Annotated in this window: 21 protein-coding genes; 18 read left to right on the top strand and 3 right to left on the bottom strand. The window is 70.6% G+C overall.

The genetic code is table 11. The features are described 5' to 3' along the window. The first annotated feature begins 17 nt into the window (after positions 1–17). Positions 18–2,051, top strand: a complete 2,034-nt coding sequence (locus GPZ80_RS15285) for a primosomal protein N' (protein ID WP_187221035.1) — start codon at positions 18–20, stop codon at positions 2,049–2,051. Between the two features lie 3 nt (positions 2,052–2,054). Here the strand turns inward: GPZ80_RS15285 and GPZ80_RS15280 are convergent, their stop codons facing one another. Continuing rightward, a complete protein-coding gene (locus GPZ80_RS15280; RefSeq protein ID WP_187221034.1) occupies positions 2,055–3,299 on the bottom strand; it encodes a hypothetical protein in 1,245 nt (414 codons plus the stop codon). Continuing rightward, positions 3,296–3,850 carry an RNA polymerase sigma factor gene (locus GPZ80_RS15275; protein ID WP_312880345.1) on the bottom strand — a complete coding sequence of 185 codons (555 nt, stop codon included), beginning with the start codon at positions 3,848–3,850 and terminating at the stop codon, positions 3,296–3,298. The genes GPZ80_RS15280 and GPZ80_RS15275 overlap by 4 nt, the downstream gene beginning before the upstream one ends. Before the next feature lie 134 nt (positions 3,851–3,984). Between GPZ80_RS15275 and def the strand changes: the two genes are divergently transcribed. From def to GPZ80_RS15195, 16 genes are all read left to right on the top strand, one after another. Beyond that, positions 3,985–4,530 (top strand): peptide deformylase, encoded by a 546-nt coding sequence (def, locus tag GPZ80_RS15270; protein ID WP_187221032.1) that lies wholly within the window; start codon positions 3,985–3,987, stop codon positions 4,528–4,530. Further along, positions 4,530–5,453 carry a methionyl-tRNA formyltransferase gene (fmt, locus tag GPZ80_RS15265; RefSeq protein ID WP_187221031.1) on the top strand — a complete coding sequence of 308 codons (924 nt, stop codon included), beginning with the start codon at positions 4,530–4,532 and terminating at the stop codon, positions 5,451–5,453. The genes def and fmt overlap by 1 nt, the downstream gene beginning before the upstream one ends. Further along, entirely contained in the window at positions 5,450–6,880 is a 1,431-nt protein-coding gene (locus GPZ80_RS15260; protein WP_312880344.1) for an RsmB/NOP family class I SAM-dependent RNA methyltransferase, read from the top strand. The genes fmt and GPZ80_RS15260 overlap by 4 nt, the downstream gene beginning before the upstream one ends. Beyond that, entirely contained in the window at positions 6,877–7,398 is a 522-nt protein-coding gene (locus GPZ80_RS15255) for a flavoprotein (RefSeq protein WP_187221030.1), read from the top strand. Before GPZ80_RS15260 ends, GPZ80_RS15255 begins: the two co-directional genes overlap by 4 nt. A 43-nt stretch (positions 7,399–7,441) precedes the next feature. Next, a complete protein-coding gene (locus tag GPZ80_RS15250) occupies positions 7,442–8,425 on the top strand; it encodes an asparaginase (RefSeq protein WP_312880343.1) in 984 nt (327 codons plus the stop codon). Positions 8,426–8,437: 12 nt separating this feature from the next. After that, positions 8,438–9,085, top strand: a complete 648-nt coding sequence (locus tag GPZ80_RS15245) for an O-methyltransferase (protein ID WP_187221029.1) — start codon at positions 8,438–8,440, stop codon at positions 9,083–9,085. Further along, the gene (locus tag GPZ80_RS15240; RefSeq protein WP_187221028.1) at positions 9,082–10,725 is read left to right on the top strand and encodes a hypothetical protein; all 1,644 of its coding nucleotides are present in this window, start codon (positions 9,082–9,084) and stop codon (positions 10,723–10,725) included. The genes GPZ80_RS15245 and GPZ80_RS15240 overlap by 4 nt, the downstream gene beginning before the upstream one ends. A 282-nt stretch (positions 10,726–11,007) precedes the next feature. Continuing rightward, positions 11,008–12,024, top strand: a complete 1,017-nt coding sequence (gene argC / locus GPZ80_RS15235) for an N-acetyl-gamma-glutamyl-phosphate reductase (protein ID WP_187221027.1) — start codon at positions 11,008–11,010, stop codon at positions 12,022–12,024. 2 nt (positions 12,025–12,026) lie between these two features. Beyond that, positions 12,027–13,199: a bifunctional glutamate N-acetyltransferase/amino-acid acetyltransferase ArgJ gene (argJ, locus tag GPZ80_RS15230; protein ID WP_187221271.1), complete on the top strand. Its 1,173-nt coding sequence runs from the start codon at positions 12,027–12,029 to the stop codon at positions 13,197–13,199. Beyond that, the gene (gene argB / locus GPZ80_RS15225) at positions 13,196–14,095 is read left to right on the top strand and encodes an acetylglutamate kinase (RefSeq protein ID WP_187221026.1); all 900 of its coding nucleotides are present in this window, start codon (positions 13,196–13,198) and stop codon (positions 14,093–14,095) included. The genes argJ and argB overlap by 4 nt, the downstream gene beginning before the upstream one ends. Continuing rightward, positions 14,092–15,282: an acetylornithine transaminase gene (locus GPZ80_RS15220; protein WP_187221025.1), complete on the top strand. Its 1,191-nt coding sequence runs from the start codon at positions 14,092–14,094 to the stop codon at positions 15,280–15,282. Before argB ends, GPZ80_RS15220 begins: the two co-directional genes overlap by 4 nt. Before the next feature lie 3 nt (positions 15,283–15,285). Beyond that, a complete protein-coding gene (gene argF, locus GPZ80_RS15215; RefSeq protein ID WP_187221024.1) occupies positions 15,286–16,206 on the top strand; it encodes an ornithine carbamoyltransferase in 921 nt (306 codons plus the stop codon). Then, positions 16,203–16,751 carry an arginine repressor gene (locus GPZ80_RS15210; protein ID WP_187221023.1) on the top strand — a complete coding sequence of 183 codons (549 nt, stop codon included), beginning with the start codon at positions 16,203–16,205 and terminating at the stop codon, positions 16,749–16,751. The genes argF and GPZ80_RS15210 overlap by 4 nt, the downstream gene beginning before the upstream one ends. Beyond that, a complete protein-coding gene (locus GPZ80_RS15205) occupies positions 16,744–17,937 on the top strand; it encodes an argininosuccinate synthase (protein ID WP_187221022.1) in 1,194 nt (397 codons plus the stop codon). Before GPZ80_RS15210 ends, GPZ80_RS15205 begins: the two co-directional genes overlap by 8 nt. Positions 17,938–18,167: 230 nt before the next feature. After that, entirely contained in the window at positions 18,168–19,598 is a 1,431-nt protein-coding gene (argH, locus tag GPZ80_RS15200; RefSeq protein WP_187221021.1) for an argininosuccinate lyase, read from the top strand. Then, positions 19,568–20,206: a DNA-3-methyladenine glycosylase gene (locus GPZ80_RS15195; protein WP_246477146.1), complete on the top strand. Its 639-nt coding sequence runs from the start codon at positions 19,568–19,570 to the stop codon at positions 20,204–20,206. Before argH ends, GPZ80_RS15195 begins: the two co-directional genes overlap by 31 nt. 54 nt (positions 20,207–20,260) lie before the next feature. Here the strand turns inward: GPZ80_RS15195 and GPZ80_RS15190 are convergent, their stop codons facing one another. After that, positions 20,261–22,099, bottom strand: coding sequence for a bifunctional metallophosphatase/5'-nucleotidase (locus tag GPZ80_RS15190; protein ID WP_222719370.1), 1,839 nt, complete (start codon positions 22,097–22,099; stop codon positions 20,261–20,263). Positions 22,100–22,259: 160 nt separating this feature from the next. Here GPZ80_RS15190 and tyrS point away from each other — a divergent pair, with 160 nt between their 5' ends. Beyond that, entirely contained in the window at positions 22,260–23,543 is a 1,284-nt protein-coding gene (gene tyrS / locus GPZ80_RS15185) for a tyrosine--tRNA ligase (RefSeq protein WP_187221020.1), read from the top strand. Positions 23,544–23,981: the final 438 nt, after the last annotated feature.

The raw sequence follows: 23,981 nt of genomic DNA, 5'->3' as shown, positions 1-23,981 counted from the left end.
CTGGTAAACCAGCGCACATGCCCTCCGACCCCGACGCCCTGTTCGAGGTCGCCGCACCCAAAAAACCTGCCCCACCCAAGGGCAAGCAACAACCCGCCGCCGACCTCCCCGTGGCCAAGGTCTACGTCGACGTGCCCCTCGCGCACCTCGACCGCACCTACGACTACCTCGTTCCCGACAAACTCAGCCCCGACGCCGTCCCCGGCTGCCGCATCCGGGTCCGCTTCGCCGGACAGCTCGTCGACGGGTTCCTGATCGAGCGGATCGCCGAGTCCGACCACCCCGGCACCCTCCAGTTCCTCGACCGGGTGGTCTCACCCGAACCGGTGCTGGCCCCCGAGATCGCCCGCCTCTGCCGCGCTGTCGCCGACCGGTACGGCGGCACCATGATCGACGTCCTTCGCCTCGCCATCCCGCCGCGGCACGGCCGGGTCGAAGCCGAGGACCCCGCCGAACCCGTCCCGCCGCCCGCCGCCCCCGACTCGGCGGGCTGGTCGCGTTACCCGCGCGGCAACGCCTTCCTCGACGCCGTCCGCACCGGCAGGCAGGCCCACGCCGTCTGGCAGGCCCTGCCGGGGGAGGACTGGCCCACCCGGCTCGCCGAACTCGCCGCCACCGCCGCCTCCGCAGGCCGGGGCGCGGTCCTCGTCGTCCCGGACCACCGTGACGTGACCCGGGTCCACGGCGCCTGCGTGGCACTCGCGGGTGCGGACGCAGTGGTCGCGTTGTCGGCCGACCAAGGTCCCGCGAAGCGCTATCGCGCCTGGCTCTCCCTGCGGCGCGGTCGCGCGCGGATCGTGGTCGGCACCCGCGCGAGCGCGTACGCCCCGGTCGAGAACCCGGGCATCCTCGTCGTCTGGGACGACGGCGACGACCAGCACTCCGACCTTCGCTCCCCGTACCCACACGTCCGCGACGTTCTGATCCAGCGCGGGGCACTCGGGCACGCAAGCGTTCTCGTCGCCGGTTTCGCCCGCACCGCCGAGGCCCAGGTCCTCGTCGACTCGGGCTGGGCCCCGGAGATCGTCGCCACCCGAGAAGCCGTCCGCGACGCCGCCCCGCGTGTCACCGCCATCGGGGAGCACGAGTCCCAACTCGCCCGCGACCCGGCCGCCCGCACCGCCCGCGTCCCCTCCGTCGCGTTCGACGCCGCCCGGGCCGCACTCAAGGCGGGCCACCCCGTCCTCGTGCAGGTCCCGCGCCGCGGCTACGTCCCCGCCCTGACTTGCCAGGAATGCCGCACCCCTGCCCGCTGCCGCCGCTGCGCCGGCCCGCTCAGCCAGGGCGAGAACAAACCCCCCGCCTGCCGCTGGTGCGCCGCCGCCGACGCCAACTACCGCTGCCCCACCTGCGGCTCCCGCAAACTCCGCGCCGTCGTCATCGGCGCGAAACGCACCGCCGAGGAGCTGGGCCGGGCCTTCGCCGGAGTCCCCGTTCGCACCTCCGGCGGCCCAGAGGTCCTTGCCGCCGTCGGCCCCGAACCCGCCCTGGTCGTCGCCACCCCCGGCGCCGAACCTGTGGCCGAGCACGGCTACGGCGCCGCCCTCCTCCTCGACGCCTGGGCCCTGCTCAACCGCGCCGACCTGCGCGCCACCGAGGAGGCCCTCCGCCGCTGGATGACCGCGTCCGCCCTGGTCAGACCAGCGAGCGAAGGCGGCCGAGTCGTCGTGATGGCCGACTCGGCCGCCCCCACAGTCCAGGCCCTCGTCCGCTGGGACCCGGTCTGGCACGCGTCCCGCGAACTCGCCGCCCGCGCCGAACTCGGCTTCCCCCCGGCCGTCCGCATGGCCTCCGTCGACGGCACCCCCAGCGCCCTCGCCGCATTCCTGGACGACCTCCCCCTGCCCCCGACGGGCGAAGTCCTCGGCCCAGTCCCCCTGGGCGAGTTGGACGCCGACGGCCAGGCGGCCCGCGAGCGCGCCCTGATCCGCGTGACCCGCGTCGAAGGCCGGGCCCTTGCCACCGCCCTGGCCAAGGCCCAAGCCATCCGCACCGCCCGCAAGGAACCAGACCCCCTGCGCGTCCAGCTCGATCCGCTGGAAATGATCTGACCTTCACCCCGGGAACAACTGCCCGGAGCGGATTTGTTTTCCGTCCCGATCGGTCAGCACCACGTTGATCCCCAAGGGCACAGACTGAAGGTCTGGGACCAGTTCCTCGGGAATGGGCACCGCGAAGGTCGATCTGACGATCGGCACGGAGACCGGGGCATCCCCGGGCTTCGCGGTCATCGTCATGGCAGCGACCTCCGGCTGGACCGCGCCGACCGCCCATGCGCCCTCGCCGGGCTCAGCTTTGATTACGGTGACGAACTGGACCGGCCGGGCGAGCATCACCTCATCCCGGATGAAGGTGAAGAAGAACCGGCGCTCACCCCCGGACGGGTGGAAGTCGCCGGTGCAGTACGCGACCAACTCACCGAGCCGTGCCATGACCGTCTGGTCCGCACCGACTGACGCCATCGCACCCGGCTGCCACGCGTCAGGATCGGAAACAGGGGTTTCCACGGAACTAAGGCATTCGCCCAGGAAGCGTCCTTCGTGGGAAGCTCGTTCGCCTGCCGGAAGTGGACGGTCGACCACCGAGACCGCGGGAGTCGCGGGCGCGGGAAGATCGCGGAAATCAGGCCCGGAGGTGCCTTGACCGGGGAAATTGGCGCTGACGCGCAACTGTCCCCGCGGCAGCGGGTTCATCCCTACCCACAAACCATCCTTCACGATGGCCGCCGTTGCTGGACCTCCCGGCGAGTCTGAGCTGACGTGCAACGTCGACCAAGCAGGGTCGGCCACACCCGCGATGGAGCCCGCAGGGGTGAACAGCAGCGCGGCCGTCCCCGTCCCCGACGCGGCAGGCGCCAGGCCCTTCGGGTCCGACACCGTCACCGACGTCGTGGTCGTCTCGCAGATGATCGGCGTCTCATCCGACCGGGCCGCGACGATCCACCGGCCCTCGACCTGCCAGCCGATCACCGGCCGCCAGGTCGCCCGATGTGGGAACCGCATCGCCTTCCCCGCGTCCACGACGGCGGCCCAACAGCGGTCCAACTCGGCCTGCGCGCGGGTCATGTCGATCTCCGGTCCAGGCAGGCCGTTCGCGGGTGCCTGGACACCGGCCAGCGAGTCCACCGCCAAAGAACCGGCGGCGACGAGCAGCGCCACTCCCGCGGCCACGGCCAACGGTGTGCGCCGCCTGCCGCCAGGTGCTTTCACCTCGCCCAGCGCGTGGGTCCGGATGCGGTCGCGGACCGCGTCCGGCAGGTCGCGCCGGGGCGCGACGTACGGCCTCCATTCCTCGGTCATGCCCTCTCCTCCAGCACAGTGCGCAGCCGGGCCCGCGCCCGCGACAGCCGGGATCGCACGCTGACCTCCGCGACCCCGAGCAGCGCGGCCGCGTCCGCGGTCGACACTTCCCCCAACAGACACAGCTCGACCGCTTCCCGCTCCGCCTTCGGCAGCGAGCGCACGGCTTCGGCGACCTCCCTGGTGCGCCGGTCGTCGTCGACCCGCTGGACGACGGCGTCGGCGTGGTCGGCGGCGGTGTGCTCCACCGGAACCTTCCGCACGGCCCGCAGGAACCTGGTCGAGCGCCGGTACTCGGTGCGCGCGAGGTTGCCCGCCACCGCGTAGAGCCAGGGCAGTGCGCTGTCCCGGACCAAGGTCACCTCGCGCCGCCTCGACCAGCCGGTCATGAACGCGGCCGACGTCACGTCCTCGGCCTGGGCCCATGACCCGGTGAGCCGGTATGCGTGGTTCCACACCGCCTGGACATGCCGTTCGAACAGCAGACCGAACGCGGATCGGTCGCCGTCCGCGGCCTTTCTCCACAAGACCGCGTCGCTGTCAGCGGCCACAACGATGTCCAGCGCTCCCGCCCCCCAGCTTGATCGCGCGATGGTAGTCACGACGGTAGGTGTCCGCTCCGGCGTGAAGCGTTGCATCGGAGCTGAATACACTGGGACGACCGCCCGCACGTCGAAGGAGCTTTGTGACCGTTCAGCCGATCCGGCTCTTCGGGGATCCCGTGCTGCGCACGCCCGCCGCCGAGGTGGTCGACTTCGACCGAGAGCTGCACAACCTCGTCAAGGACCTCTGGGACACGATGGAGTCCCAGGGTGGCGCCGGGATCGCCGCGCCGCAGCTCGGGGTCGGGCTGCGGGTGTTCACCTACCACTGCGACGGGTTCGCCGGGCACATGATCAACCCGGTGTGGACCTCGGTCGGCGAGGACTACCAGGAAGGCCCCGAGGGCTGCCTGTCGATCCCCGGCTTCTCCTGGGACTGCCGCCGCCACAGCAACGTGGTCGCGCGCGGGTTCAACATGCACGGTGAGCCCATCGAGATCGAGGGCACCGACCTGCTGGCCCGCTGCATCCAGCACGAGACCGACCATCTCGACGGTGTGCTGTTCGTCGACCGGCTCGACGAGGCCACTCGCAAGCTCGCGATGCGCGAGATCCGCGACGCGCCCTGGTTCGACGGCGCGGTGCCGACGCTCAAGCAGAGCCCGCACCCGCTGTTCGGTGCTCACTGATGCGGCTGGTGTTCGCGGGCACGCCCGAGGTCGCCGTCCCGTCGCTGCGGGCGCTGCTGGAGTCCGGCCGCCATGAGGTCGCCGCCGTCGTCACCCGGCCGGACGCCCCCGCGGGCCGCGGTCGCAAGCTGGTCCGCTCGCCTGTCGCGGCGCTGGCCGATGAGCACGGCATCGAGGTGCTGAGCCCGGCCAAGGCGTCGAGCAAGTCTTTCCAGGCCCGGCTGCGTGAGATCGAGCCGGACTGCTGCCCGGTCGTGGCCTACGGCGCCATGCTGCCGCAGTCCGCTTTGGACATTCCCCGCCGCGGCTGGGTCAACCTGCACTTCTCGGTGCTGCCCGCGTGGCGCGGCGCGGCACCTGTTCAGGCAGCGGTCTACCACGGCGACGAGATCACCGGCGCCACCACGTTCCAGATCGTCAAGGAACTCGACGCGGGTCCGGTCTTCGGTGTGCTCACCGAGCCGATCCGGCCCGATGACACCTCCGGCGCGCTGCTAGACCGGCTCGCGGTCGCGGGCGCCGGTCTGCTGCTGTCCACACTGGACGGCATCGAAGACGGCAAACTGGTCGCGCGCGAGCAACCCGCCGACGGCGTCAGCTACGCCCACAAGATCACCGTCGAGGACGCGAAGGTCGACTTCACCCTCCCGGGTCTCGCCGTCGACCGCCGCGTCCGCGCGGTCACGCCCGAGCCCGGCGCGTGGACGGAGTTCCGCGGCGAGCGGATCAAGCTCGGCCCGATGACGAGGGCCGAAGGCGAACTCGCCCCGGGTGAGCTGCTCGTCGAGCGCAAGCGCATCCTGGTCGGGACGGCCACGTGGCCGTTGCGGCTGGGCGAAGTACAGGCACAAGGGAAAAAACGCATGCAGGCGACCGACTGGGCGCGCGGCATCCGCATCGAAGCAGGGGAGCGGTTGACGTGACGCAGCCAGGCAAACGAGCGCATCGGCCATCACGACCGGGCCGCGCGCGACCGCCGCGCAGGCCGGACACGCCCGACCGTCCGCCGACCGACGACCCCGCCCGCCGGGCCGCGCTCGACACGCTGCGCGCGGTACGCGCCGACGACGCCTACGCCAACCTCGTGCTGCCCAAGCTGCTGCGTGAGCGCCGCATCTCCGGCCGCGACGCCGCGCTGGCCACGGAACTGACCTACGGCACCTGCCGCGCCATGGGCCTCATCGACGACATCCTCGCCGAGTGCATCGACCGGCCGCTGTCCAAAGTGGAGCCGTACCTGCTCGACTCCCTGCGACTGGGCGCCTACCAGCTGCTGCGCACCCGAATCCCGGCCCACGCCGCCGTCGCGTCCACTGTGGACATGGTGCGCGCGGACCAGGGTCCGCGGCCCACGGGCTTCGTCAACGCCGTGCTGCGCAAGGTGTCGGAGAAGGACGAGAGCGCCTGGCTCGACCAGCTCGCCCCCGACGCGGGCGAGGACCCGGTCGGCAACCTCGCCGCCCGCAACGCCCACCCGCGCTGGATCGCCCGCGCCTTCGCCGACGCCCTCGGCACCACGGGCGAAGAGCTGTCGGACGCCCTGCGCGCCGACGACGAGCGCCCCGCCGTGCACTTGGTCGCCCGCCCGGGCGAGGTCAGCGCGGAAGAGTTGGCCGCGATGACCGGCGGCGACGTCGCGCCGTACTCGCCCTACGGCGTCCGCCTCGACGCGGGCGCGGGCGACCCCGGCGACCTCGACGCGGTCAAGGAGAAGCTCGCGGGCGTGCAGGACGAGGGCAGCCAGCTGTGCGCGCTCGCCCTGACCCGGCCCGAGGTCGAGGGCTCCGACCTGCGCTGGCTCGACCTGTGCGCGGGCCCCGGCGGCAAGGCGGCGCTCCTGGGCGCCCTCGCCGCGATCAACGCGGGAACCCTCGACGCCGTCGAGAAGGCTCCGCACCGCGCGAAGCTCATCGAGCGCATCACCTCGGGTCTGCCGGTCAAGATCCACGTCGCCGACGGCCGCTCCCCGGGCCTGGAACTGGGCTCCTACGACCGTGTCCTCGTCGACGCCCCGTGCACCGGTCTCGGTGCCCTGCGGCGCAGGCCGGAGGCCCGCTGGCGCAGGCAGCCGTCGGATGTCGGGGACCTGACGCGCCTGCAGAGCGCTCTGCTGACCAGCGCGCTCAACCTGGTCCGCCCCGGCGGAGTCGTGGCCTACGTGGTGTGTTCCCCGCACCTCGCCGAGACCATCGGCGTCGTCTCCGACGTGGTCCGTCGAACCGGTGTGACCCCCATCGACGCGCGCGAGTACTTCCCGGACGTCCCGGACCTCGGCGACGGCCCGTACGTGCAGCTCTGGCCGCACCGCCACGGCACCGACGCCATGTTCTGCGCCCTCCTCCGACGATGAGGACGCTCGGCCTGGTCGCGGCGGCGGGCTACGGCGTCGACCAGCGGTTGCGGGTCGAGATCGCCGAGCCCGCCGCCGAGGCGGGCTGGCGGCTCGCGATCACGCTGACCCCGACCGCGGCCCGCTGGATGGACGCGGCGGGGGAGACCCCGCGGTTGCGGGCACTGACCGAGCTGCCACTGCGCAGCACCGGCCGTCTCCCGTCGCAACCGAAGCCGTACCCGACACCGGACGCGTTCCTCTTCGTCCCCGCGACGGCCAACTCCCTCGCCAAACTCGCGTTGGGCATCGCCGACAACCAGGCCCTCACCGCACTGGGTGAAGCCCTCGGCACCCCCGGTGTCCGCGTGGTCATCCGCCCCCAAGCCGACCCGGCCCAGCGCGCCCACCCCCGCTGGCAGTCCCACCTCGACACCCTCCAGAGCGCGGGCGCCTATATTTCCGACGCCGGTGTGGCTGACCCCTGGACCCCACTCCTCGACCTCCTCGACCCGCGAGTCGCCCGTTCAGGCAAGTGAGTCGCCCCGTCAGGCAAGTGAGTTCGACATACGTGGAGGAATCGTGCGGCCTCGTGTGGCCATCATCGCCATGGGCGGGACCATCGCCATGGCCCCCAGCGCCGACGGCGGTGTCGTCCCCGCCCTCGGCGCCGACGACCTCATCGCCGCAGTCCCCGGCCTGGCCGACCTCGGCGTCGACCTCACCGCCAGCACCCTGCGCTCCCTGCCCAGCCCGTCGCTCGGCTTCGACGACCTCACCGCCCTGAGCCACGCCGTCCGCGAGGAGATCGCCAACGGCGCCACCGGCGTCGTGGTCACCCACGGCACCGACACCATCGAGGAGACCGCCCTCTTCCTCGACCTCACCGTCGACAGCCCGGCCCCCGTCGTCGTCACCGGCGCCATGCGCGCCCCCGCCTCGGCGGGCGCGGACGGTCCGGCCAACCTCTACGCCGCCATCCGCGTCGCGCTGTCCGATGACGCGCGCGCGCTCGGCTGTTTGGTCGTGATGTCCGACGAGGTCCACGGCGCTCGCTTCGTCCGCAAGAGCCACACCAGCAGCACCGGCGCGTTCGTCTCCCCAGGTTTCGGCCCCCTCGGCCTCATCGTCGAGGGCGAACCGCGGCTGCGCGGCACTCCGCGGATCAACCTGGTCCTGCCCGCCACGGACAAGATCTCCGCCCGGCGCGTCGGCCTGGTCACCGTGACCCTCGGCGACGACGGCGAACTCCTGCGCCGCGCCGGGGACGCCTTCGACGGCATCGTGATCGCGGGCCTCGGCGCGGGCCACGTGCCCGCGGGGATGGTCCCGCTGGTCGCCGAATTCGCGCAGCGCGTCCCTGTGGTGCTTGCTTCGCGAACCGGCTCAGGCTCCGTCCTGCGCGCCACCTACGGCTACCCGGGCTCCGAGCGCGACCTGTTCGACCGCGGCCTCATCCACGGCGGCTTCCTCGACCCGGCGAAGGCCCGGATCCTGCTGCAACTGCTCCTCGCCGACGGCGCCGACCACGACCGAATCGCCGCGACATTCGAGCTCTATCGGTAGTTGAATAGCGGAATGGACATTCTCAATCCCGCCATCAGCGACTACCTGCTGGCCCACTCCACGCAGGCGGACGACATCCTGCGGGACCTCGCCGCCGAGACAGTCGAGGCGTACCCGGACGCCGCCGTCATGCAGATCTCGCACGACGAGGGCGAGTTCTTCACCATGCTCGTGCGCATCCTCGGCGCCAAGAACGCTGTCGAGGTCGGCGTCTTCACCGGCTACTCCTCGATCTGCGTGGCCCGCGGCCTCGCCGAGGGCGGCAAGCTGATCGCCTGCGACGTCAGCGAGGAATGGACGTCGATCGCCCGCAAGTACTGGGAGCGCGCGGGCCTCACCGACCGCATCGACCTGCGCATCGCTCCCGCCATCGAGACCCTGCGCGCCCTGCCCACCGACCCGGTGATCGACTTCGCTTTCGTCGACGCCGACAAGGAGGGCTACCCGGATTACTACGCCGAGCTGGTCCCGCGCCTGCGCCCCGGCGGCGTCATCGCCCTCGACAACGTCCTGCGCTCCGGCCGTGTCGTCGATGACTCGGCCCAAGAGCCCGCCGATATCGCGATCCGCCGCATCAATGACATCGTCGTCGCCGACGACCGCGTCGACAGCGTCATGCTCCCCCTGCGCGACGGCGTGACCCTCGCCCGCAAGAAGTGATCGACGAGATACGCGGGCGAGCTGACGCGGGCGACTGGGCCGCCCAGCGCGAACTGCCCGGCCTGCTGATCACCCACGGCCTCTTCGACGAACTCCGGGACCGGGCGGAGGACGGTGACCCGTCGTCCGCCCGGCTGTGGATCAAGTTCCTCGAACTCCTCGACCGAACCGAGGACCTCCGCGCCTGGGGCTCGCAAGGCGCGGGCGCGCTGTCCCGGGTCCTGGCGAAACACGGCAGGCTGGACGACCTTCGCGCGCTCGCCGCCGAGTCTCAGCACGCGATGCCTGCCCTTGTCGGCATGCTGGTCGCGCGCGACCATGTGGACGAGGTGCGCCTACTCGCCGACGCGGGTCACGCGCCCGCGATCGGGGCGTTGCCGCAACTCCTGGCAGACCACGGTCTCGTCGACGAGTTGCGGGCCCGCGCGACCGCGGGCGACTTCCGCTCCCGCCGCCTGCTGGTCGACCACCTCGTCCGACACTCCGAGGTCTCCGAGGACTCCGAGGTCTCCGAGGACTCCGAGGACTCCGAGGTCTCCGAACTCCGCACGCTCACCGAAGACCGGTACGCGACCGAGCAGCTGATCACAGTCCTGGTCGACACCGGTGACCTCGACGCCGCCACCGACATCGCCCGCGCGGGCGCGCGACCAGGCTTCGCTTACCGCCGCATCCGGGAACGCCTGGCATCCCTCCTCGCGAAGCAGGGGTTGGAAGCCGAACTCCGCCAACGCCTCGCCGCCGGCGAAGAGGAAGCCCGCGACGGCCTGATCACGCTCCTCTACAACCAGCGCCGCGTGGACGACCTGCGTGCGGTCGACGGCGAACTCGCCCGCATCCGCGTGATCGACCTGCTCGGCGTCCTCGGCCGCGCGGAAGAACTGCGCGCCCTCGCCGAAGCGGGCGACTCCAGGGCCCGTCGCGAACTGGTGGATCTGCACGTCAGCCTGGGTCAGGAAAGCGAACTCGCCGCGCTGGCCGACTCGGGCAACGGATACGCCGCGAGCAAACTGGCGGAGATCCTGGCCACCCGCGACGAGGACGCCCTCCGCGCTCGCGCGGACGCGGGCGACGACACCGCCGCGCGCAAACTCGACCACTTGCTGCACACCCAAGGCAGGCACGAGTCCCTGCGCGCCCGTGCGGAGGCCGGGGACACCTACGCCGCGAGCTTCCTCGCCGCCACCATCCCCGACGACGACACCCTCCGCGCCCGAGCGAAGGCAGGGGACCTCACCGCGCTGCACCAGTGGATGGACCGACTGGCCAAACGCCAGGACATAGACCAATTCCGCGATCTCGACCACGATCACGCCCGCCAGCGCTTCGGCTGGCTCCTGTCGGCGATGGGGCGCGAAGACGAACTCCGCGCCCGCGCCGAGGCCGACATCCCCTTCGCCGCGGACGCCTGGACCGACCACCTCGCCGAAGCGGGCAGGGACGACGAACTGCGCGACTTCGTCGACCGCACCGGCCGCGGCCAGTGGCGACTGGCCGAAGTCCTCCTGGAGCGGGGCCTCTTCACCGAACTCGCGGACCGCGCACGACAAGGCGACCGTCACGCCCGAAGCAAACTCCGGTTCCACCTGGACCCGCCGGTCGACGACAACCCCGAAAACCGCATCCGCCCCTCCAGTTGAGCCTGCTCTGAGACCAACTCCCGCACCATCTCGCGCAGGACCGCGTCGTCACGAGCAGTGCCGTCCGCCCGGGTGCGGCATCACGACCACGGCCTGCTGACCAGGCCCGGGTTCGGACCCTGATTCACCGCAGGCAGACCGTCTCACTCCTCCCAACTTTCGACTCCGTGCCCTGGTCGAGCGCGATTTCGCTGGGCTCGCCCGAACGGTCCTGCTGTGGCCGTCGCCACGGTCGAGTGAAACGGATTGAGTGAGTTTGCATGAGAGTGCATAATCATCCGTATGAAGGTTCGGATCGCCGTCGCGGGCGCCAGCGGATACGCCGGGGGAGAGCTCCTGCGGCTCCTGCTCGCGCACCCCGACGTCGAGATCGGCGCGCTCACGGCGGGCGGCAACGCGGGTTCCAAGCTCGGTGAACACCAGCCACACCTGCTGCCGCTGGCCGACCGGGTCCTCGAGGAGACCACTGCCGAGATCCTCGCGGGCCACGACGTCGTCTTCCTCGCCCTGCCCCACGGCCACTCCGCCGCCATCGCCGCCCAGCTCGACGCGGGTGTCCTCGTCGTCGACTGCGGCGCCGACCACCGACTGACCGACTCCGACGCCTGGGACCGCTGGTACGGCGGCGACTACGCAGGCCACTGGCCCTACGGTCTGCCCGAACTCCCGGGCGCGCGCGAGAACCTGCGGCACGCGACCAGGGTCGCCGTCCCCGGCTGCTACCCGACCGTCAGCTCCCTCGCCCTCGCCCCCGCCATGGCGCTGGTCGAGCCCGAAGTCGTCGTGGTCGCCGTGTCCGGCACGTCCGGCGCGGGCAAGAGCCTCAAACCCAACCTGCTCGGCTCCGAGGTCATGGGCTCGCTGAGCGCGTACGGCGTCGGCGGCGCCCACCGGCACACCCCGGAGATCACCCAGAACCTCAGCGCCGCCGCGGGCAAGCCGGTCGCCGTCTCGTTCACCCCGGTCCTGGCCCCACTCCCGCGCGGCATCCTCGCCACCTGCTCAGCCCAGCTGATCGACCCGGCCGCCGACGTGCGCGGCGCCTACGAGAAGGCGTACGCCGACGAGCCGTTCGTCCACCTGCTCCCCGAGGGCCGCTGGCCCACCACGGCCGCGGTGCTCGGCTCCAACGCCGTGCAGTTGCAGGTCACCGTCGACGCCGACCTCGGCAGGCTCGTGGTCGTCGCCGCCATCGACAACCTCACCAAGGGCACGGCGGGTGCCGCCGTGCAATCCATGAACATCGCGCTCGGCCTGCCGGAGACCACCGGCCTGTCCACTGTGGGAGTCGCACCGTGACCATCGACCGTGCCCAGGGTGTCGCGTCGGCGCAGGGATTTCGCGCGGCGGGTGTCGCCGCCGGGATCAAGGCCAACGGCAAGCCCGACCTGACCCTGGTCGTCAACGACGGTCCCGCGACCCACGCTGCCGGTGTGTTCACCCGCAACAAGGTCAAGGCCGCGCCCGTCCTCTGGTCCCAGCAGGTCCTGACCACCGGCAAGCTCAAGGCCGTCGTCCTCAACTCCGGCGGCGCGAACGCGTGCACCGGCCCCGAGGGCTTCCAGGACAGCCACGCCACCGCCGAGAAGGTCGCCGACGTCCTCGGCGTCGGCGCGATCGACGTCGCCGTCTGCTCCACCGGCCTGATCGGCGAGCGGCTGCCCATGGACGCCGTCCGCTGCGGCATCGACCTCGCCGCCAAGGAACTGGCTCCCGGCGCGGAAGCCGGTCTCGCCGCCGCCACTGCCGTGATGACCACCGACACGGTCCCGAAGACGACCGCGTTCACCCACCCGGACGGCTGGGTCATCGGCGGCTTCGCGAAGGGCGCGGGCATGTGCGCGCCCAACATGGCCACGATGCTCTCGGTCATCACCACCGATGTCCAGATCGACCCGGCCGCCGTCGAGCCCGCACTGCGCTCCGCGGTCGAGTTCACGTTCAACCGGCTCGACGTCGACGGCGGCACCTCCACCAACGACACGGTCCTGCTCCTGGTCTCCGGCGCGTCCGGTGTCGCGGTGTCCGAGGTCGAGTTCAGCGAGGCTCTCAGCGCGGTCTGCGCCGACCTGGTCGCGCAGTTGCAGGCCGACGCCGAGGGCGTCACCAAGCACGTCACGATCACGGTCAACGGCGCAGCGAACGACAGCGAAGCGCTTGCCGCCGCGCGGATCGTCGCCCAGGACAACCTGTGCAAGACCGCGTTCTTCGCCTCCGACCCCAACTGGGGCCGCATCGCGATGGCCGTGGGCAACGCGCCGACCGACTTCGACCAGCAGAAGCTCGACATCACCATCAACGGTGTCACCGTGTGCCGCGCGGGCGGCCGGGGCGAGGACCGCTCCGCCGCCGACCTGACCGGCCGCGACATCGACGTGGTGATCGACCTGCACGCGGGCGAGGGCAGCGGGACGATTCTCACCACCGACCTGTCCCACGCGTACGTCGAAGAGAACAGCGCGTATTCGTCATGAACAGCGCGATAGGAATTGACACAGCGAAAGCAAAGGCAAATGTCCTGGTTGAGGCGTTGCCATGGCTGCAGCGCTTCCACGGCGCGCTCGTGGTGATCAAGTACGGCGGCAACGCCATGGTCGACGAATCGCTCAAGCGCGCGTTCGCCGAGGACATGGTGTTCCTGCGGCTCGCGGGCCTGCGCCCGGTCGTCGTGCACGGCGGCGGCCCGCAGATCAGCGCCATGCTCAACAGGCTCGGCATCGAAGGCGAGTTCCAGGCGGGCCTGCGGGTCACCAACGCCGAGACGATGGACGTCGTCCGGATGGTCCTCACCGGCCAGGTCAGCCGCGAGCTGGTCGGCCTGATCAACCAGCACGGCCCGTACGCGGTCGGCATCTCCGGCGAGGACGCGCACCTGTTCACCGCCGAGCGCCGCACCGCGACGGTCGACGGCGTCGAGGTCGACCTCGGCCAGGTCGGCGACGTCGTGCATGTGAACCCCGAAGCCGTGATGGACATCGTCAACGCGGGCCGCATCCCGGTCGTCTCGACCGTCGCGCCCGACCGCGACGGCTTGCCGCACAACGTCAACGCCGATACTGCCGCCGCCGCGCTCGCCATCGCGCTGGAAGCCGAGAAGCTCGTCGTGTTGACCGACGTCGAGGGCCTCTACGCCGACTGGCCGGACAAGTCGTCGCTGCTGCATGAGGTCCGCGCGACCGAACTCGAAAAACTGTTGCCACGCCTGGAAAGCGGCATGGTGCCGAAGATGGAGGCGTGCCTGCGCGCGGTCGTCGGCGGCGTGCCCAAGGCGCACGTCATCGATGGGCGGCTGGCGCACTCGGTGCTGCTCGAGGTGTTCACCACCAGCGGTGTGGGGACCATGGTGCTGCCGGACGAGGGGGAGTCATGATCGAATCCAATGTGGATGGCCAGGCGCGGTGGAAGTCCGCGCTGATGGACAACTACGGCACACCGAAGCTGACCATCGTGCGCGGCGAGGGCTCGCACGTGTGGGACGCCGACGGCAACCGCTACCTCGACCTGCTCAGCGGCATCGCGACCAACGCGCTCGGCCACGCGCACCCGGCCGTCGTCGAGGCCGTGACCAGCCAGATCGCCACCCTCGGCCACACGTCGAACCTCTACATCAACCAGCGGTCGGTGGAATTGGCCGACGCGATCCTCGACGTCGCGGGCCTGACCGGCCAGGCCAAGGTGCTGTTCTGCAACTCCGGCGCCGAGGCCAACGAGGCCGCGTTCAAGCTCACCCGCCTCACCGGCAAGACCAAGATCATCGCGTGTGAGGGCGCTTTCCACGGCCGCACCATGGGCGCGCTCGCGCTCACCGGCCAGCCCGCCAAGCGCACGCCGTTCTTGCCGCTCGACGCCGGCGTCACGCACATCCCGTTCGGCGACATCGAAGCGCTGCGGTCCGCTGTGGACAGTGACACCGCGGCGGTCTTCATCGAGCCGATCCTCGGCGAGGGCGGCGTTGTCGTCGCCCCGGACGGCTACCTCCAGGCCGCCCGCGAGATCACCGCGAAGGCGGGCGCGCTGCTCGTCCTCGACGAGGTGCAGACCGGCGTCGGCAGGCTCGGCCAGTGGTTCGCCTTCCAGCAGGCGGGCATCACCCCGGACATCATCACCCTCGCCAAGGGCCTCGGCGGCGGCCTGCCGCTCGGCGCCTGCGTCGGCATCGGCGCGGTGGCCGACCTGTTCGCCCCCGGCCACCACGGCACCACCTTCGGCGGCAACCCGGTCGCCTGCGCCGCCGGTCTCGCGGTGCTGCGCACCATCGCCGCCGACGGCCTGCTCGACCACGTCGCCGCTCTCGGCAAGCACCTCACCGCCGGGATCGAGGACCTGCACCACCCACTGGTCTCCGGCGTGCGCGGCCGCGGCCTGCTCCTCGGCGTCGGCCTGACCAAGCCGGTCTCCGCCGCCGTGTCCGCCGCCGCACTGGACAAGGGATTCCTTGTGAACAACGTCCAGCCCGACGCGCTGCGGCTCGCCCCGCCGCTGATCCTCACCGACGTCGAGGCCGACGAGTTCCTCTCGGCGCTTCCCGGCATCCTCGATACCGCCCAGGAGAGCTGAACCATGATCAGGCACTTCCTGCGCGACGACGATCTCTCACCCGAGGACCAGCGCGAGGTTCTCACCCTCGCGAAGGAACTCAAGGGCGCTCCACTGGCCCAACGGCCGCTCGAAGGCCTGTCGGTGGCGACGATCTTCGAGAAGAACTCCACCCGCACCCGGCTGTCCTTCGAGGTCGGCATCCAGCAACTCGGCGGCCAGCCCATCGTCGTCGACGGCCGCACCATGCAGCTGGGTCGCGAAGAGACCATCGAGGACACCTCGCGGGTGCTGTCCCGCTACGTCGACATGGTCGCCTGGCGGACCTACGCGCAGAAACGCATCGAGGCCATGGCCGCGGGCGCGAGCATCCCCGTGATCAACGCGCTGTCCGACGAGTTCCACCCCTGCCAGGTCCTCGCCGATCTGCAGACCATCGAGGAACGCCACGGCAAGCTCGCCGGGCTCACCGCCACCTACCTCGGCGACGGCGCCAACAACATGTCCCACTCGATGCTGCTCGGCGGCGCGACCGCGGGCATGCACGTGCGGGTCGTCGCCCCCGAAGGCTTCCTGCCGCTCTCGGAGGTCGTGCTCGACGCCAAGCGCCGCGCGGCCGAGACCGGTGGCAGCGTCACCCTGCTCACCGACCCGCACGCCGCGGTCGACGGCTCCGACGTGCTCGTCACCGACACATGGACGTCGATGGGCCAGGAGAACGACGGCAAGGACCGGGTCACCCCGTTCCGCAAGCTGCAGATCAACACCGACCTGCTGGAGCGGGCCGCCCCCGGCGCGATCGTGCTGCATTGCCTGCCCGCGCACCGTGGCTGGGAGATCACCGACGAGGTCATCGACGGCCCCGCCAGCGCGGTGTGGGACGAAGCGGAGAACCGGCTGCACGCACAGAAAGCGCTCATGGCCTGGCTGGTGGCGCAACGATGACCGCCTCCGCCTCCACCCGCGCCGCCCGCCAGGCTCGCATCGTCGAACTGGTCTCCGAGCGCGCCATCCGCAGCCAGACCGAACTGGCCACCCTGCTCGGCGCCGAAGGCATCGACGTCACCCAGGCCACGCTGTCGCGCGACCTCGACGAACTCGGCGCCGTGAAGCTGCGCGGGGCCGACGGCGGCGCGCCGGTCTACGTCATTCCGGAGGACGGCAACCCGGTCCGCGGCGTCCAGGGCGGCACCGCCCGGCTGATCCGGCTGCTCAGCGAGCTGCTGGTCTCCGCGGACAGCTCCGCGAACCTCGCCGTCCTGCGCACCCCACCCGGCGCGGCGGGCTTCCTCGCCAGCGCCATCGACCGCGCCGCCCTCATCGACATCGTCGGCACGATCGCGGGCGACGACACCCTCATGGTGATCGTCCGCCCGCCGCTGTGCGGCCAGGACCTGGCCGAGCGGTTCACCGCCATGGCCGCACGCACCAGCAGCAATGGATCCGCTGGATCCCCAGACTTGCCAAAACAAGGAGAGAGCAATGAGTGACAGGGTGGTGTTGGCCTACTCGGGTGGGCTGGACACGTCGGTGGCCATCGGCTGGATCGCCGAGGAGACCGGTGCTGAGGTAGTCGCGGTCGCGGTGGACGTCGGCCAGGGCGGCGAGGACCTCGACACGATCCGCAAGCGCGCCCTCGAGTGCGGCGCCGTCGAAGCGGTCGTCGCCGACGCCCGCGACGAGTTCGCGGAGCAGTACTGCCTGCCCACGCTGCAGGCCAACGCGCTCTACATGGACCGCTACCCGCTGGTCTCGGCCATCTCGCGCCCGGTGATCGTCAAGCACCTCGTCGAGGCCGCCAAGTACCACGGCGCCACCACGGTCTCCCACGGCTGCACCGGCAAGGGCAACGACCAGGTCCGCTTCGAGGTCGGCATCGGCGCCCTCGCCCCCGACCTGAAGGTCATCGCCCCGGTCCGCGACTTCGCGTGGACTCGGGAGAAGGCCATCGCCTGGGCCGAGGACCGCAACCTGCCCATCGACGTGTCGAAGAAGTCGCCGTACTCCATCGACCAGAACGTCTGGGGCCGCGCCGTCGAGACCGGCTTCCTCGAGGACATCTGGAACTCCCCGATCGAGGACGTCTACGAGTACACCTCGAACCCGGCCGAGCCGCGCGACGCCGACGAGGTGGTCATCACCTTCGACAAGGGCATCCCGGTCGCCATCGACGGCCAGACCGTCACCATGCTGCAGGCCATCCAGGAGCTCAACCGGCGCGCGGGCGCCCAGGGCATCGGCCGCATCGACATCGTCGAGGACCGCCTGGTCGGCATCAAGAGCCGCGAGGTCTACGAGGCCCCCGGCGCGATGGCGCTGATCACCGCGCACCAGGAACTCGAGAACGTCACCGTCGAGCGCGACCTGGCCCGCTTCAAGAAGACCGTCGCCCAGCGCTGGGCCGAACTCGTCTACGACGGCCTCTGGTTCTCCCCGCTGAAGTACGCCCTGGACGCCTTCATCGCCGAGACCCAGGAATACGTCTCCGGCGACGTCCGCATGACCATGCACGGCGGCCGCGCCACCGTCACCGGCCGCAAGTCGGACGTCTCGCTGTACGACTTCAACCTGGCCACCTACGACGAGGGCGACACCTTCGACCAGGGCCTCGCCAAGGGCTTCGTCCAGCTCTGGGGCCTCCCCAGCAAGATCGCCGCCAAGCGCGCACAGCACTAGAAGGCAAGTCGGCGCACCCAAACCCGCCGACTTGTCCACACCCCGCCCCAACTGTCCACAGGCGACACTCAACCGCCCCACAGCCGCCCCAGCGCCGATAGACTGGCCAAGGGCAGCCCCCCAGGGCGGGTGGGGGTTGTCTATCTGGACTAGGCGGCGAAAATCGAGGCGGACCCGCGTTCGTGACGAACGGGCGCGGGACCGTCAATCCGTTGCAGAGAGGCACTTTCGTGAGCGAGCAGGAACCCACCGCACTGTGGGGTGGGCGGTTCAGTTCCGGACCGGCCGAAGCCATGGCGGCCCTGAGCCTGTCGACCCACTTCGACTGGCGCCTGGCCCGCTACGACATCGCCGGGTCCCGAGCCCACGCCCGCGTCCTGCACGGCGCGAACCTGCTCACCGCGGACGAACTCCACGGCATGATCGAGGCGCTGGACGTCCTGGAGGCCGACGTGGTCTCCGGGGCGTTCACCCCCGTCCTCGCCGACGAGGACGTCCACACCGCTCTCGAACGCGGTCTCATGGACCGCGCGGGCAAAGACCTCGGCGGCAAACTTCGCGCGGGCCGGTCCCGCAACGACCAGATCGCCACCCTGTTCCGCATGTACCTGCGCGACGCCGCCCGGTTCATCGCCGGTGGCGTCCTCGACGTCGTCGAAGCCCTGCTCTTCCAGGCGCAGCGCCACCCCGACGCCGCCATGCCCGGCCGCACCCACCTGCAGCACGCCCAGCCCGTGCTGCTCGCACACCACCTGCTGGCCCACACCCAGTCCCTGCTGCGTGACGTCGACCGCCTGCGCGACTGGGACAAACGCGCCGCCGTCTCGCCCTACGGCTCCGGCGCTCTCGCCGGGTCCTCGCTGGGCCTCGACCCGGCCGCCATCGCCACCGAACTCGGGTTCGACGCGCCCGCCGAGAACTCCATCGACGGCACCGCCTCGCGTGACTTCGCCGCCGAGTTCGCCTTCGCCGTGGCCATGCTCGGCGTCAACCTGTCCAGGATCGCCGAAGAAGTGATCATCTGGACCACCGCCGAGTTCGCCTATGCCACCCTCGACGACGCCTGGGCCACCGGCAGCTCGATCATGCCGCAGAAGAAGAACCCCGATGTCGCCGAACTGACCCGCGGCAAGTCCGGACGGCTCATCGGCAACCTCACCGGCCTGCTCGCCACGCTCAAGGCGCAACCGCTTGCCTACAACCGTGATCTCCAGGAAGACAAGGAACCGGTCTTCGACTCCGTCGACCAGCTCAAGCTCCTGCTTCCCGCGATCGCCGGGATGCTCTCCACCCTGACCTTCCACACCGACCGCCTCGCCGAACTGGCCCCCGCGGGCTTCACCCTCGCCACCGACATCGCCGAGTGGCTGGTCCGCGAAGGCGTCCCGTTCCGCGTCGCCCACGAAGCCGCGGGCGACTGCGTCCGCCGCGCCGAGGACAGGGGAGTCGGCTTGGCCGACCTGACCGACGCCGAACTCGCCGAGGTCAACCCGGCGCTCACGCCGAAGGTCCGTGAGGTCCTCACCGTCACCGGCTCCATCGCCTCGCGCGATGCGTACGGTGGAACCGCGCCCCAACGGGTCGCGGAACAGCGTGACCGTGTCGTGCGGCGGATCGAGGAGCACCGGAGTTGGGCGGAACAGGCACCGACCGCGTCCTGACGCGAGCCGAACTCGCCGTAGACCCGGTCGTCGCAGCCCAACGCCTGTTGGGCTGCGTCCTGGAATCACGCACGGACGAGGGCAACGTCGCCATCCGCCTGGTCGAGGTGGAGGCCTACCGCGGCGGCGACGACCCGGCCTCACACTGCTACCGCGGCCGAACCCCACGCAACGACGTCATGTTCGGCCCGGCGGGCCACCTCTACGTCTACTTCGTCTACGGCATGCACTTCTGCGCCAACATCGTCTCCCTCACCGACGGCGTCCCCGGCGCCGTCCTCCTGCGCGCCGGGGAAGTCGTGTCCGGGGTGGAACTCGCCCGCCTGCGCCGCCCCACCGCCCGCACCGACGCGGAACTGGCGAAAGGCCCGGCCAGGCTCACCACGGCCCTGGGGCTGCACCGCCCCCACAACGGCGTCGACCTCACCGACCCGGCCTCACCCGTCCGCGTCCTCGCCGCCGACCCACTGCCCGCCGACTCCATCCAGGCGGGCCCGCGAGTCGGCGTGGCAGTCGCGATGGACGTGCCATGGCGCTTCTGGGTCGACGGCTCACCCGCCGTCAGCGGCTACCGCCGAGGCGGCAAAGCCGCCCGCACCCGCACCTGAAGACGAACGTGCCCGGCTCGGTGGGCCGAGCCGGGCACGTTCGAACAGCGACTATCAAGCGATCTTGGTGATCCGGTCCCGCGGCCCAGGAGCCACCGGCGCCGCGTTCGTCAGGTGCGCGACCAGCGCGTCCACGTCGAACCCGGGTGCGTAGACCCGGCCCGTGCCCAGCGACAGCTTCGTGAACCCGTCCCCACCGTTGGCGAGGAAGTCGTTCGATGTCACCTTGAAGCTCGCGGCCAGATCGATCGGAACCCCGTTCAGCGACATCTGCGTCACCCGCGACCCGAGAGTCTGCGTGGTGTCGTAGGAGTACGCGAAACCGGCCGACACCTGCAGGAACTTCGTCGTCGTCTGGCCCGCGTACCCAGTGAACTGCTGTTCGAGGACCTCCTTGAGCTGCGCGCCCGTCAGCGTCTGCGTCACTACCAGGTTGTTGAACGGCTGCACCGTGAACGCCTCGCCGTAGGTGACCTGGCCCGGCTGCTCACCGCCCGGCGAGAACGCGTAGCTGAGGTCCGCGCGGATGCCGCCCGGGTTCATCAGCGCGATCTGCGCCTGCTGCGAGGTGGTGTACGCCAGCTGAGCGTCCGCGATCACGTCGCCGAGCGCGGTCTCACCCGCCGCGGAGGCGACTCGCGTGATGTCGGCGGTGATCGACCCGACCACCTTGTTCGCCAGCGGCGCGACAGCCGCCCGGTACTTGTCCACGATGGCCTTCGCCGCCGCGTTCACCAGGTCCGGGTTGCGGACGAAGTTGCCCTGCGCGTCCTTCGCCCAGGTGCCGTCCGCGTTCTTGACGCCGTTCTCCACGATCACGTTGCGCGCGGAGATGTTGGTGAACTTGCGGGTCTTGCGGTCCAGCTTGACACCGATGTCGGTGACCAGCGTGCCGTTGGAGCCCGCGCTGGTGACCACGCTGTTCGCGCCCGAGGAGTTCGGCAGCGCGCAGCTGTAGAAGCGGTGCGTGTGCCCGGAGACCACCAGACCGAACTCCGGCCGCAGCCCGGCGACGATGTTGGTGATCGGCCCCGCGAAGTTCGCGCAGCTCGACGGGTCCTGCGGCGTGGGCGGGGAGTTCTGCTGGCCGCCCTCGTGGATCAGCAGCACCATCGACTTGATGCCGAGCCTGCTCAGCTGGTCGGCGTAGGAGTTCGCGGTCTCCACCTCGTCGAGGAAGTCCACGGTCGAGATCCCCGCCGGGTTGACGATGGCGGGTGTGCCCTCAAGCGTCATGCCGACGAACGCCACCGGGACACCCTGGACCATCTTGATCTCGTAGGGGCGCAGGATCGGCTTGCGGGTCTGCTTGTCGACCACGTTCGCCGACAGGTAGCGGAAGTCCGCCCCCTCGAAGCCGTCGCCGTCCTGGCAGCCGTCGACCGGGTGGCAGCCGCCTTTCTGCAGCCGCTTGAGCTCGTCGACACCCTCGTCGAACTCGTGGTTGCCGACCGAGGCGATGTTCAGACCGAGTGCGCTGAGCACCTCGATCGACGGCTCGTCGTGGAACGCGGCGCTGATCAGCGGGGTCGCGCCGACGAGGTCGCCCGCGCCGACGGTCAGCACCTTCTCACCGTTGGCCTTGCCCTGATCGCGCAGCCGCTCCACGTAGGTCGCGAGGTACTCCACGCCACCGGCGGGGTTGCCGTTCACCAGGCCGCCGCTGCCGACGGGCGGCTCAAGCGCGCCATGGAAGTCGTTGAAGCCCAACAGCCTGCCCCGCGCGGTGCCCGCGGCCGATTCCGCCGCGTAGTCGACCGCGACCGGCGACATGGGGGTCCACGCCTCGGCCTGGGGACCGCTGGACGGTGAGGTCAGCGGGATCGCGACCATGACGGCCGCGGCGAGCGCGACGGGCATGGCGTAGCGGAGAACTGGTCTTGCACCTGGCACGGGGTCGCCTCCAGTCGGTGGAACACGGATTTCGGCATCCTGCACCTGTATCGCTATTCGTGCATAGGTGTTGCCTAAGTGGACGGCGAAGGTCAGGCGAACAACCGGTGCCGGGCAATCCGCTCGCGCCCAGGTGGGGGACGTGCGGGAGGATGGCCCCGTGAGTGAGCACATTCTCGACGAGCTGTCCTGGCGCGGCCTGATCGCGCAGTCCACCGACCTCGACGCCCTGCGCCGGGATCTCGACTCCGGGCCGCTCACCCTCTATTGCGGATTCGACCCGACCGCCCCCAGCCTGCACGCCGGAAACCTGGTCCCGCTGCTCATGCTGCGCCGCTTCCAGCGCGCCGGGCACCGGCCGATCGTCCTCGCGGGCGGGGCCACGGGCATGATCGGCGACCCGCGTGACAGCGGTGAGCGCACCCTGAACACCACCGACGTGGTGGCGGAGTGGGCCGACCGGATCCGCGGCCAGCTGGAGCGCTTCGTCGACTTCGACGACTCGCACGGGGAGGGCACGGGCGCCGTCCTGGCCAACAACCTCGACTGGACCGGCGGGATGTCGGTCCTGGAGTTCCTGCGCGACGTCGGCAAGCACTTCTCGATCAACGTGATGCTCTCCCGCGAGACGGTCAAGCGCCGCCTCGAAGGCGACGGCATGTCGTACACCGAATTCAGCTACCTGCTCTTGCAGTCCCACGACTACCTGCAGCTGCACCGGGCGCACGGATGCAAGCTCCAACTGGGCGGTTCCGACCAGTGGGGCAACATCATCGGCGGCGTCGACCTGGTCCGCCGGGTCGACGGCGAGTCGGTGCACGCGCTGACCGCCCCGCTGGTCACCGACGCGGAGGGACGCAAGTTCGGCAAATCCACCGGCGGTGGCAACGTCTGGCTCGACCCGGAGATGACCTCGCCGTTCGCCTGGTACCAGTACTTCGTGAACGTGGGCGACGCCGACGTCATCCGCTACCTGCGCCTGTTCACCTTCCTCGACCGGGAGGAGATCGAGGCGCTGGAGCGCGACACCGCGGAGCGTCCGCACCTGCGGGCCGCGCAGAAGCGGCTGGCCGAGGAGTTCACGACGCTGGTGCACGGCCAACACCAGACCGACCAGGTCGTGGCGGCCAGCCAGGCGCTGTTCGGCCGCGGCGAGTTCGGCGGCCTGGACCTGGGGACGCTGGAAGCAGCCATGTCCGAGGCGCCCACCGGAACCGCCCGGTTGTCCGACGAGCCCACGATCATTGACCTGTTCCTTGCTTGCGGGCTCGCCGAGAGCAGGGGAGCGGCGCGGCGCGCGGTCACGGAGGGCGGCGCGTACGTGAACAACGGCAAGGTCACCGACGAGGCGTGGACGCCGTCCAAGGAAGACCTGCTGCACGGGAAGTGGCTGGTCCTGCGCCGGGGCAAGCGCAACACCGCGGGTGTCGAGGTGCAGGTCTAGCCCGTCCGAGTTGGTCTCCTGATGGCCGTCGATCCCCCTGGGGTCGGCGGCCATCGGTGTTTCCGCAGCTCAGAGGCCAGATACCGGCGATCCGAAAGAAAGTATGTGTGATCGCCGTCACATTCACACCGGAGATCGGGTGGGTTACGTTGGTTTCAGAGCCCACACGGGGGCGGTGACCTGCGGTTTCCGCCCGTGATGGGTCCCTGGGGGTGCGATTTGACCCCAGGTTTGGCCCCGTGTAACTTTATCCAAGTCAGCGCGGAACGAGCCGGTCAGACCGGAGCGGAGCCTGACACAGGGGGTCACGAACCAAGCTCTCACCAGTAGGTGATAGAGTGGGTGACCTGCCAAAGAAACAAACTTGTTAGCAATATCAGCCTCTGATGCTGTCGCTCCTTACTTGGTGCGGTTAATTCGGATGTGCGTGTGTTGTTT

Origin of the sequence: Actinokineospora xionganensis (genome assembly GCF_014323725.1) — a bacterium.
Classification (GTDB): domain Bacteria; phylum Actinomycetota; class Actinomycetes; order Mycobacteriales; family Pseudonocardiaceae; genus Actinokineospora; species Actinokineospora xionganensis.
Note: the sequence above shows the minus strand (reverse complement) of the source record. Positions and strands in the feature narration are given on the sequence as shown.

Excerpts from the sequence above, each read along its gene's own strand:
- GPZ80_RS15285 (WP_187221035.1), top strand. The coding sequence starts at position 18 with ATGCCCTCCGACCCCGACGCCCTGTTCGAGGTCGCCGCACCCAAAAAA.
- GPZ80_RS15280 (WP_187221034.1), bottom strand. The coding sequence starts at position 3,299 with ATGACCGAGGAATGGAGGCCGTACGTCGCGCCCCGGCGCGACCTGCCG.
- fmt (WP_187221031.1), top strand. The coding sequence starts at position 4,530 with ATGCGGCTGGTGTTCGCGGGCACGCCCGAGGTCGCCGTCCCGTCGCTG.
- GPZ80_RS15255 (WP_187221030.1), top strand. The coding sequence starts at position 6,877 with ATGAGGACGCTCGGCCTGGTCGCGGCGGCGGGCTACGGCGTCGACCAG.
- GPZ80_RS15245 (WP_187221029.1), top strand. The coding sequence starts at position 8,438 with ATGGACATTCTCAATCCCGCCATCAGCGACTACCTGCTGGCCCACTCC.
- argC (WP_187221027.1), top strand. The coding sequence starts at position 11,008 with ATGAAGGTTCGGATCGCCGTCGCGGGCGCCAGCGGATACGCCGGGGGA.
- argB (WP_187221026.1), top strand. The coding sequence starts at position 13,196 with ATGAACAGCGCGATAGGAATTGACACAGCGAAAGCAAAGGCAAATGTC.
- GPZ80_RS15220 (WP_187221025.1), top strand. The coding sequence starts at position 14,092 with ATGATCGAATCCAATGTGGATGGCCAGGCGCGGTGGAAGTCCGCGCTG.
- argF (WP_187221024.1), top strand. The coding sequence starts at position 15,286 with ATGATCAGGCACTTCCTGCGCGACGACGATCTCTCACCCGAGGACCAG.
- GPZ80_RS15210 (WP_187221023.1), top strand. The coding sequence starts at position 16,203 with ATGACCGCCTCCGCCTCCACCCGCGCCGCCCGCCAGGCTCGCATCGTC.
- GPZ80_RS15205 (WP_187221022.1), top strand. The coding sequence starts at position 16,744 with ATGAGTGACAGGGTGGTGTTGGCCTACTCGGGTGGGCTGGACACGTCG.